The sequence below is a fragment of the Acinetobacter brisouii genome, from assembly GCF_008993995.1.
Classification (GTDB): Bacteria; Pseudomonadota; Gammaproteobacteria; order Pseudomonadales; family Moraxellaceae; genus Acinetobacter; species Acinetobacter brisouii_A.
In genome coordinates, this window is record NZ_BKNN01000075.1 from 1 (window position 1) to 8,927 (window position 8,927).

The following is an 8,927-nucleotide window of genomic DNA, read 5'->3' on the forward strand; positions in this document are numbered from 1 at the left end:
TTTAGCCAATCATAAAAGCGAGAAACGGATAGACGAAGTAATCGAGCCATTAAAATAATCGGAAATAAGTGGCTTTGCGATTTCATATAGGCGTACCTCACTGACTTTCTTTGGCAAAGTACGCTGCTGCCTTTTTTAAAAATTCACGTTCCATTTCAGCTGTTTTGAGCTGTTGTTTAAGCTTCTTATTTTCTTCGAGTAAGGCGTTTAGATCGGGCGAATACTGTTTTGTGCCTGCTAAAGTTCCAGCCTTTGCTTTGTTATTCCAGTTCGAAAGGGTTTGCATTGAAATGCCAAGTTGTCTAGCGGATTTCGATACATTACCTTGGTTCTCTTCAATGGCTTTTATGGCTTCAGCTTTAAATTCTGCGGTGTAAGTCTTCTGTTTCTTGCTCATGGTAAACTCCTAATGAGTATGTATAGTTTACCAAGTTAAACCCTCCTGTTTTTTAAACACACATCAACATAAGGAGTTGATAATCATTTGGTCTCCAAATTTGTCGATCAAGTTTAGAGGTAGCAAACTTCCGCATGTATAAGCAGCTTATATCACGTTCAATTACTCGCTTAACAATTGCTATACATAGAAAGATCAATTTAATAGCTTGATCTTCAGGAATAATTTGAAAGTTTTTTCCATCATCTATAACAATGTAGTCCACTATAGAAACGCTGTGTTCTTCATCATTGATAAGTGATGTGTCACCATGAAGTTTTTTAAATCTATTCGTGTATTCCATGAATACGGTATTGATCGGTTCTTCAGGTATGCTGAATTTGCGGCTAGAACGATTTACTCTAACGCCTGTTGATTTAGAGTGTATTGAAGTACTGGTCATACAATTCTCTTTACATCATTGAAGATTTTTATTGTTCTGTAGATCTAAGATGTTCTTATACTTATGATTTATATATCTAATATATAATTGTATAAGTACCACCATTACTTGAACCAGCAAAACAACTTTAATCTAGTCAACTATCTCGAAGGATGTTCCTTGAAATAGGGTGTTTAATTTGTGGATAAGCTGAAAAGATGTTTCCGAAAAGACATCGATAAAATTTGTTCTATGGTGGATGTACTTTTAGCATAAGGTGCTCCACAGATTTGGGTAAATAACTTGATGTGGAGTAGTTTGATTTTTTTATTGTAGAATAAATAGGGTTCTTAATATTCTCGTCTAAGGTTATGAAAATAAATGGGAAAAAATAAGTCTTCAGCAAAATTTAATAATGTAATCTCAAATGTTGCTAGTCCTGTGGTGAAAAATCTTGTAGAACAAGCCATACATGCTCGTAAGTTTAAAATGAGATTTCCTGAGTTTTTTAAATATTTTGAAGATGAAATATTAAATATAGACGGATTTCTTTTTTGGATTTTGAAAGTTTGGTTAGCTTCTTACCATCAGGATGCGCCAGAAGCACATCTTGAAAAAGATGCATTATTCATTTTAAGAGAGAGAAGATTACTAGATCACGCCTTAGGGTTTCTTCAGACAGGAATCTTAGTAGCACCTGACGAATATTTAATAAAAAATGAAATTACATCACTGCAAGAAGTAAAGGAAGTTTTTAACCGTATTTCAGATAAGTTTTGGATGGATATTGAAGCTTCTCCCAAGTTAAATGCTAGTGGCAAAATCAAGGACGCTGTATTAAGTTACCTAAATGAAAATGATTTGTATCTACCAGACTTATTTCCTGCACTTCCATTAGATCAGTTACTTCTTGATTTTTTACCAATTCATTTAGGTTATCCAAAATTTGAAGAAACTGTACCATCATCGCCTAAGCAAGTTTTGAATCCACTATTTCAACATGCTACTCCATTATATGGAGTTAATTCATATGCAGAATCTAATTTTGATCTAGATAAGAAATTAAATTCAAGTCACTATAGATTGGCAATAAAGTTAGATGAAAAAGTCGAAAATTTACCTTATGTATTAAGAGATTTTCTACTTCGTTATCAATCACAGAGATTGGATTGCATGCGACAGGGCAGTGAGCGTGAGTATACTCTTCAAGAACAAGACGACATAAAAAGATTAACTGAAGTTATAGGTCCATTGCTAAATCTTTTAGATGAATTTGCAAAGAGAAGAATAGGGAATGAACAACCTATTCAGAATCTTAGTTACATTGCCTTACTTAATGCAATTGTTGCTTTATATTATTTTGATCAGCATTTTATGTATTCTTTTGCCGATCAAGACTTAAGTACAGTAGATACACTATTTGCTCAAAAATACATTGATGGAGATAAAAGCTTTGATTTCTTCGATCCAAATAACAATGTGTTAAATCCATTTGATGAACTCAAAAAAAATGCTAGCCACTTAGACATAATGGTCTTTATGAAAGATTTAGAGCTATTACTAAAAAAATCAGACTTATTGGTAGTACAAAGAACATCACAAAAAAATACTCAGCTTAATGATGTTATTTGCTATCTCAAAGACGATAGTTCAAGTCAAAATATCGCAACTTATGGTAGAAATAAAGAGAAGTTATCCCATAATTTTAATAAACAAAAACTCAGTAAGACGATTCTACCGTTTTTGGAAAAATATATTCCTGAGGCAAGAGTTTTCATACAGTTCTAAGGTTAGGTAAGATATTTACAGCTAGATTTTAGGGCGTTTTGAGCAGATATAGGGCTGTATTTTGATAGGAAGAAATGAAAGGTTTTGCATTGACTAATTAGTGCAGCTAACCGAGATTTTTTGTCATAAAAATGCCCTAAGAAAATTGATTTTTTAGGGCATTTCTTTGATTAGAATCATCATTAACGAATCTGATAAGTGAATGTTCCATTCACCGTACTGATACTGATTTCACGAATGGATTCCGCTTTACAGCGTGGGTAGGCTAAAGCCACTGAACCATAACGCATATTCTTGGCATCATACAGGCGCACCAACGCACAATTGCCGCGATTGATTTTAATCCCCGTAATGGTGGTGGCTGGGTCATTTAATGAAGTAATGTCGATCTTGTCGATATAACCACTCATCGTTCCTTGGGATTCTGCACGATAGACTCGGATATCAAACTGTTCAGGAACGGACTCAGCTTGAGGTTGAGTGTCAGTCGCTGCTTCTGTATCGTTCGATGGCGAAGCGGGTTGATTCTCCTGTGCTGATGGCGTTGTTGTGGCCTCAGACGCTGGATGGTTAAACTGATCCAGATCATTGACGCTGCTATTGACCATAGCAGAAGCTTCAGCCGCATCACTTGCAGTTTCAGTATTGGACGGAGTTGGAGAAGCATTTTTCTCTTGGCAACCCGTGAGGCTGATCAAGCAGAGCAAGCCTGTCATCAGGCTTAAGCGTGTAATCGGCATATTGTTATTCTCATTGTAATGGAGGAATCAACTTGCCACCATTTCCTTTCACCCCTAATCTCGGTCTAGATATTGAGATATGTGTTGGTCAGCAGCAAGTTGAGTCAGGTTGAAATCAGCTTTATTTGCAACGTCCTGCACGTACTGCATCGACCATGCGTGGCTGTGATGCATCGGCAGTGAGTTGTAAGCAAATCGGTTGTTTGGTCTTGACTGCTTGGGTGATCAGGCGTTCCCCACTAATCGGTTGACTACCCCCTGCGTTATAGACCATATAGCGTTTGCCCGAAGTGGCTTTAAAGGTATAGGCATCCCCAGATTCGCCATAGCCTTCGATCTTTTTGATGGTGACGGTGACATGTTCAGTTTTTGCCAGTACAGGCAAGCTGAATAGGGTACAGCTCAAGGCAAGTAATAGTTTTTTCATTATGATGATCCTGTTTGTTCTGCTGTCGTTCACATTAATTAAACATGGAAATCGGCCAAACCAAGGCTTTACCGAGGTTGTACATATAGCTCCGATCTGCGGTGGCGCTGCATCCTTTCAGGTAAAAAGAAAACAGCAACATCACAATCAAATAAAATCCAATCAGATAATTCTTCATGCTGTACTCCTTAGCGTGCCTGACAATGCTGAACGGCACTGACCATGGCATCACTGAAATCCGCAGGTAACTGCATTGTGCTTGGAGTCATTTCTCCCAGCTTTTCCATAAACTCAGGGGAATAGTGTTTTTCTAGGCGGTCATAGACACATGAACAGGTCGAACGATCCTGTCCACCAGATTGACAGCCTGCATTGAAATCACGTTTGGCCTTACTTTCACAGCCAGATAACAGACCTGAGAACAGCAAGACGAGAACTGAAAAGCCTGCATACTTCGACATGGCGCTTTTCCTTATGATGTATTGTGTGATTAGAAACGATCATCGGGTTTGTCCCAGCCAGCTAAAGACAGCAATGCCCAAAGCACAACCATGAGGGCAAAGAAGCCTAGAATGGCAGGGCCTAACCAGATCACCAGCCCAATGATTAAAATCAGGCGTGCAAAAAGCTTCATGCAGATGCTCCTTATCGCACTTGCTTCAGACAGGGCGTGTCCAAAGGTGCATAAAAAACAAAAAAGATGAATCGATTTAGATCGGAGGCAAAATCAAAGCAAGCGAAGACGTGCCATGCCTGAGCGGCACAGAAGAAGAATAGAGAAAATGAGAAACAGTCATAGCGACTCCTATATGCATAAGAAGTTCTGCCGAATCACTGTCAATTGATTATGGTGGCAGAACGAAAAGGGGTTGACAGACTGGGCATATAGAACCAGCACGCGCGAACGCGTCCCCCTCCCGTTCTACCGCAAAGGGGGACGAGAAGGTTTCACATACGGGTCATGCTCAGAATGAGCTTAACCTGATGTGCTATACGCTTCGGTCTGTCAAAACCGACTGACAATGTAGGTCAGCCCTTGCATGATAATCTGCACCTTGGCAAAGGTCAATTACTGCCAAATTCAATTGATGAGCATCTCATCCCAATCATTTTCAAATACATATCACCCTGATGAAATAAGACCTGTGGCACAGCACATACAGGTCATTCCACAAACTCATTCCAATTCTTAGGATTTCATCTCGGGAGTATCTCACGATGCCATATCAACAACATGAAGATGCCAATGCATTCTACGAAGATTCATCTTTCACACCACCTCAACCGTTAATGCTGCTTTCACCGAATAACCTTGCCATGCTCGGAGTCTATGTCTCGCGCTCTTTGGGCTATTCCCCATGGGTGGGTGCAGTTGCGGGTGCAGCGATTGGTGGCGTGGTTCTCGCTATCATGGATCATCAACAGCATCCACAAACCCCACCATTTTCTAAATCTACCCATTCCCATAACTAAGCGAGGATACAACCATGGCACATCTGATTGAAAATATGGCCTATGTCGGTGCAACCCCTTGGCATGGTCTAGGCAACCAACTCACTCAAAATCAACCGATTGAAGTCTGGGCACAACAAGCGGGGATGGACTGGCGAATTGAATCCTCTAATGTCAGCTATATGGCGCAGAATGAACGTGGACAAAGCCTGATTTTGCCATTCGAGGAACAGCGAGTCTTATATCGTTCTGATACCTATGCACCACTTTCCGTAGTCAGTCAACGCTATCAGGAAGTCCAGCCGCTTGAGATTCTAGAGTTTTACCGTGACTTAACTGAACAAGCGGGCTTTGAACTGGAAACCGCAGGGGTACTTAAAGGCGGTAAAAAGTTCTGGGCACTGGCAAAAACGGGACAAACATCCATGTTAAAAGGCAAGGATGTCAGCAATGGCTATATCTTGCTCGCCACCGCGTGTGATGGCACCTTAGCCACCACCGCGCAATTTACCTCAATCCGTGTGGTGTGTAACAACACCTTGGCGATTGCCCTAAAAGGACAGAGCAGTAGTGCAGGCGTGGTCAAAGTGCCACATAGCACCAAGTTTGATGCCGAGAAGGTCAAACAGCAACTGGGCATTTCAGTCCGTGCATGGGATGAACACATGTATGAAATGAAACAGCTTAGCCAACGTAAAGTCAGCCAAGCCGAAGCCGCAGCTTATTTTGATGCGGTGTTTAACAACAGCAGTCTCAGTATTGCCGATCAGGACGACAGCATTATTCAGTTCTATCGCAATGTGGCAACTCAAGCGCAAAGTCACCCAACAGGCAAAGCCGAGACGAAAACCGAACCGAATGGACGGGCGCTCTCCAAAGTCATGAGCATGTTTAACGGTCAGGGACGTGGCGCTGAACTCAGCTCAGCCAAAGACAGCGCCTATGGTTTGCTGTGCAGTATCACCGAGTTTGCCGACCATGAACGTCGTGCCATGAGTCAGGATCACCGTCTGGACTCGGCATGGTTCGGTGCAGGGGCAGCGCTGAAACAACGGGGATTAGAACAAGCCTTACGTTTGATTGCTTAAGCTTGATCGCTGCCCACCGTACAAGTGACCGTACAAGCGACCGCTCAAGTTAGCGTACAAGTGCTTCCATCCTGATCTTCACCCCCTTTTACACATGAAATTGCATTCAAAGCTGTGTCTTCAGACACGGCTTTTTTTATGCCCAAAATTTAACAATGACAGGAAATTCTTATGAATACAGCAATTTCAAATCCATCTGCATCAACTCAAGCTGTCCTAAATAACCATCGTCCCAAACTGTTTACCGCCAAACGCTTTGTCGATACCAAAAAGCTTAGCCAAGCCGAATGGCTGGAAGTGCGTCGACAAGGCATTGGAAGTAGCGATTGTGCTGCCGCCTGTGGACTCAATCCTTACATGTCAATGCTAGAACTATGGATGATTAAAACTGGACGGATTCAACAAAACATTGAAGATGAACATCAAGGGCATGCGCCTTTGTACTGGGGTAAACAACTGGAACCACTGGTTGCGGAATACTACAGCCTACATACCCAACATAAAGTTCGTCGGGTCAATGCAGTATTGCAACATCCTGATTCAGATAAGCACTTTATGCTGGCTAATCTGGATTATGCCGTGGTCGGTACTCCTGAAGTGCAGATTCTGGAATGTAAAACCGCAGGGGAACATGGGGCAAAACTGTGGCGTGATGGCGTACCGTTATATGTGCTGTGTCAGGTACAACATCAACTGGCGGTCACAGGCAAACAAGCCGCGCATGTCTGTGTGTTGCTCTGTGGGCATGAAACTAAAATTTTTAAAGTCACGCGTAGTGAATCAGTGATTCGTCACATCATTCAAGCCGAGCGTCAGTTCTGGGAATGTGTTGAGCAGGATATTCCCCCTTCAGTCGATGCCAGTGCCTCGGCTGCTAAAGCGCTGCAATTGCTTTATCCAGAACATGTTCCCTTAAGCAGCACGGATTTATCTGAAGATGTTGAGGCTAATCAACAATTTGAGCAACTCATTCAAACCCGTCAGCACATTGAGAAGCATCAGGAGCAGTTTGATCTGCTGAAACACCAACTGCAAGCCAAGATGCAGAATGCAGAACGCGCGGTGTTTCACGGTGGCTCGGTCACTTGGAAACGCGCCAAGGACTCCATCAGTCTGGATACAAAAGCCTTACTCAAACAACATCCTGAGTATTTACAGCAGTTTCCACAAAACAAGCAGGGCAGTCGACGTTTTCAGATTTACAGCGATTGAACCAACCTGTTTACGAACTACCCTCATATTCCACAATCTCAATCCATCCCATGCTCAGTTCATGGGATTTTTTTATTGCAGTTTTTTATTTCATTCAATGAAGAGGATATCAACATGATCAAAGGTTTAGTGATTACCCCACCTGTACTTGGTCGGATTAGCATCGGCAAGGTAGTCGAAAAGAATGGCAAGCGCCTGCCTGAAAAAGATGATCAATTTACCATTACCAGTCAGATTCACAGTAAAGAGGGCTGGGTGAAACATCCTTTAGATGAGCAGCTTCGCGCTAAAGTTCCCAATCAGAAACTTAGAAGCATTCCAGTGCGGCTGCTATTTGATGACCCTGATCTTAATCTACGGGCTGAATACACTCTATTTGACCGTCAGACTGGACGACCTGTGTGTATTGGTGATGGCGAGACCTGTCAGCGTCGAACAGGCAATGGGGTTGAACAACATCCCTGTCCATCCCCTGATCTGTGTCCACTGGCCCAAGGTGGGCAGTGCAAGCCCTATGCGCGTTTATACGTCAACTTAGATGAACAGGATGAACTCGGCAGCTTTGTACTGCGAACCACAGGCTTTAACAGCATTCGTACTTTAACCGCACGGTTGCGTTATTACCATGCCGCGGTGAATGGTTTGTTGTCTTGCCTCCCTTTACAACTGACTTTAAGGGGTAAAAGCACCAGCCAAAGCTATGGCACACCGATCTACTATGTTGATCTAACGCTCAGGGAAGGTATTAGTTTGCAACAAGCGATTATTGCAGCCAAACAACTACAGCAGGAGGCACTAGCCTGCGGTTTTCAACAGGAGTCACTGGATCAGGTAGCACGCCAAGGTTATGCCAATGCGGTGTTTGATCGGGATGAAAGCGATGATGGGATGCAGGTTGTGGAGGAGTTTTATTCTGAACCATCGACTGAGGCATCCTCAGCCGATCCAAGTCAGAACATCACTGAGCTTCAGCAGATTCAACAGGGCTTACAGCACAGTGTTCGGGTGGTGAATTAGGCGTGAGCAGGGGAATGGGTATTCTAAAAATAACTTTTTACAGGATGCCCCATCATTTGAGCGAATACCCGCTCGCATCAATGATCAGGAGTAAGCATCATGAATGCGATTACAGGTCAAACTTTTGTGATGAATCAAATTATTAATATTAAAGAAGTAATTCAATTCACAAGTATTAGTCGAGCAACAATCTATAACATCATGAATGAGAAACATAAGCAATATGATCCAACATTTCCAAAGCAAGTCAATCTAACAGTAAGCATCCGGCTAACACAGCCTTACCAAGCGATCCTATAAGCCTTAATTTAGTTCCCACCTAAAAACAAGTGGGGACTTAATCCATGAACATGGATATATATTCAGCAACACCTCCTGTTGCTAA

General features: G+C 42.2%; 12 protein-coding genes and 1 pseudogene. 6 read left to right on the forward strand and 7 right to left on the reverse strand.

Annotated features, from left to right (window positions below; translation table 11 throughout):
* Positions 1 to 397, reverse strand: a pseudogene (locus GBN19_RS13275) (transposase); the annotation flags it as partial.
* Between the two features lie 52 nt (positions 398 to 449).
* Positions 450 to 839, reverse strand: coding sequence for a hypothetical protein (locus tag GBN19_RS13280; RefSeq protein WP_151778467.1), 390 nt, complete (start codon positions 837 to 839; stop codon positions 450 to 452).
* Positions 840 to 1,199: 360 nt separating this feature from the next.
* Here GBN19_RS13280 and GBN19_RS13285 point away from each other — a divergent pair, with 360 nt between their 5' ends.
* Complete coding sequence (locus GBN19_RS13285) at positions 1,200 to 2,606, forward strand: hypothetical protein (RefSeq protein WP_151778468.1); 1,407 nt, start codon at positions 1,200 to 1,202, stop codon at positions 2,604 to 2,606.
* Positions 2,607 to 2,788: 182 nt separating this feature from the next.
* Here GBN19_RS13285 and GBN19_RS13290 read toward each other — a convergent pair whose 3' ends face one another.
* The 5 genes from GBN19_RS13290 to GBN19_RS15815 all read right to left on the reverse strand — a co-directional run bounded on the left by GBN19_RS13290 (position 2,789) and on the right by GBN19_RS15815 (position 4,407).
* Positions 2,789 to 3,346: a hypothetical protein gene (locus tag GBN19_RS13290; RefSeq protein WP_151778469.1), complete on the reverse strand. Its 558-nt coding sequence runs from the start codon at positions 3,344 to 3,346 to the stop codon at positions 2,789 to 2,791.
* A gap of 121 nt (positions 3,347 to 3,467) precedes the next feature.
* Positions 3,468 to 3,773, reverse strand: coding sequence for a hypothetical protein (locus GBN19_RS13295; protein ID WP_151778470.1), 306 nt, complete (start codon positions 3,771 to 3,773; stop codon positions 3,468 to 3,470).
* Positions 3,774 to 3,807: 34 nt separating this feature from the next.
* Entirely contained in the window at positions 3,808 to 3,951 is a 144-nt protein-coding gene (locus tag GBN19_RS15810; protein ID WP_171494495.1) for a hypothetical protein, read from the reverse strand.
* Between the two features lie 10 nt (positions 3,952 to 3,961).
* Positions 3,962 to 4,234, reverse strand: coding sequence for a hypothetical protein (locus GBN19_RS13300; protein WP_151778471.1), 273 nt, complete (start codon positions 4,232 to 4,234; stop codon positions 3,962 to 3,964).
* A gap of 29 nt (positions 4,235 to 4,263) precedes the next feature.
* Positions 4,264 to 4,407, reverse strand: a complete 144-nt coding sequence (locus GBN19_RS15815; RefSeq protein ID WP_171494496.1) for a hypothetical protein — start codon at positions 4,405 to 4,407, stop codon at positions 4,264 to 4,266.
* A 584-nt stretch (positions 4,408 to 4,991) separates the two neighbouring features.
* Here GBN19_RS15815 and GBN19_RS13305 point away from each other — a divergent pair.
* The 5 genes from GBN19_RS13305 to GBN19_RS13325 all read left to right on the forward strand — a co-directional run bounded on the left by GBN19_RS13305 (position 4,992) and on the right by GBN19_RS13325 (position 8,842).
* The gene (locus GBN19_RS13305; RefSeq protein ID WP_151778472.1) at positions 4,992 to 5,246 is read left to right on the forward strand and encodes a hypothetical protein; all 255 of its coding nucleotides are present in this window, start codon (positions 4,992 to 4,994) and stop codon (positions 5,244 to 5,246) included.
* Positions 5,247 to 5,260: 14 nt separating this feature from the next.
* A complete protein-coding gene (locus GBN19_RS13310; protein WP_151778473.1) occupies positions 5,261 to 6,313 on the forward strand; it encodes a DUF932 domain-containing protein in 1,053 nt (350 codons plus the stop codon).
* Between the two features lie 171 nt (positions 6,314 to 6,484).
* A complete protein-coding gene (locus GBN19_RS13315; RefSeq protein ID WP_151778474.1) occupies positions 6,485 to 7,525 on the forward strand; it encodes a YqaJ viral recombinase family nuclease in 1,041 nt (346 codons plus the stop codon).
* Between the two features lie 114 nt (positions 7,526 to 7,639).
* The gene (locus GBN19_RS13320; RefSeq protein WP_151778475.1) at positions 7,640 to 8,542 is read left to right on the forward strand and encodes a recombination directionality factor; all 903 of its coding nucleotides are present in this window, start codon (positions 7,640 to 7,642) and stop codon (positions 8,540 to 8,542) included.
* Positions 8,543 to 8,641: 99 nt separating this feature from the next.
* Positions 8,642 to 8,842, forward strand: coding sequence for an AlpA family phage regulatory protein (locus GBN19_RS13325; protein ID WP_151778476.1), 201 nt, complete (start codon positions 8,642 to 8,644; stop codon positions 8,840 to 8,842).
* Positions 8,843 to 8,927 lie beyond the last annotated feature (85 nt).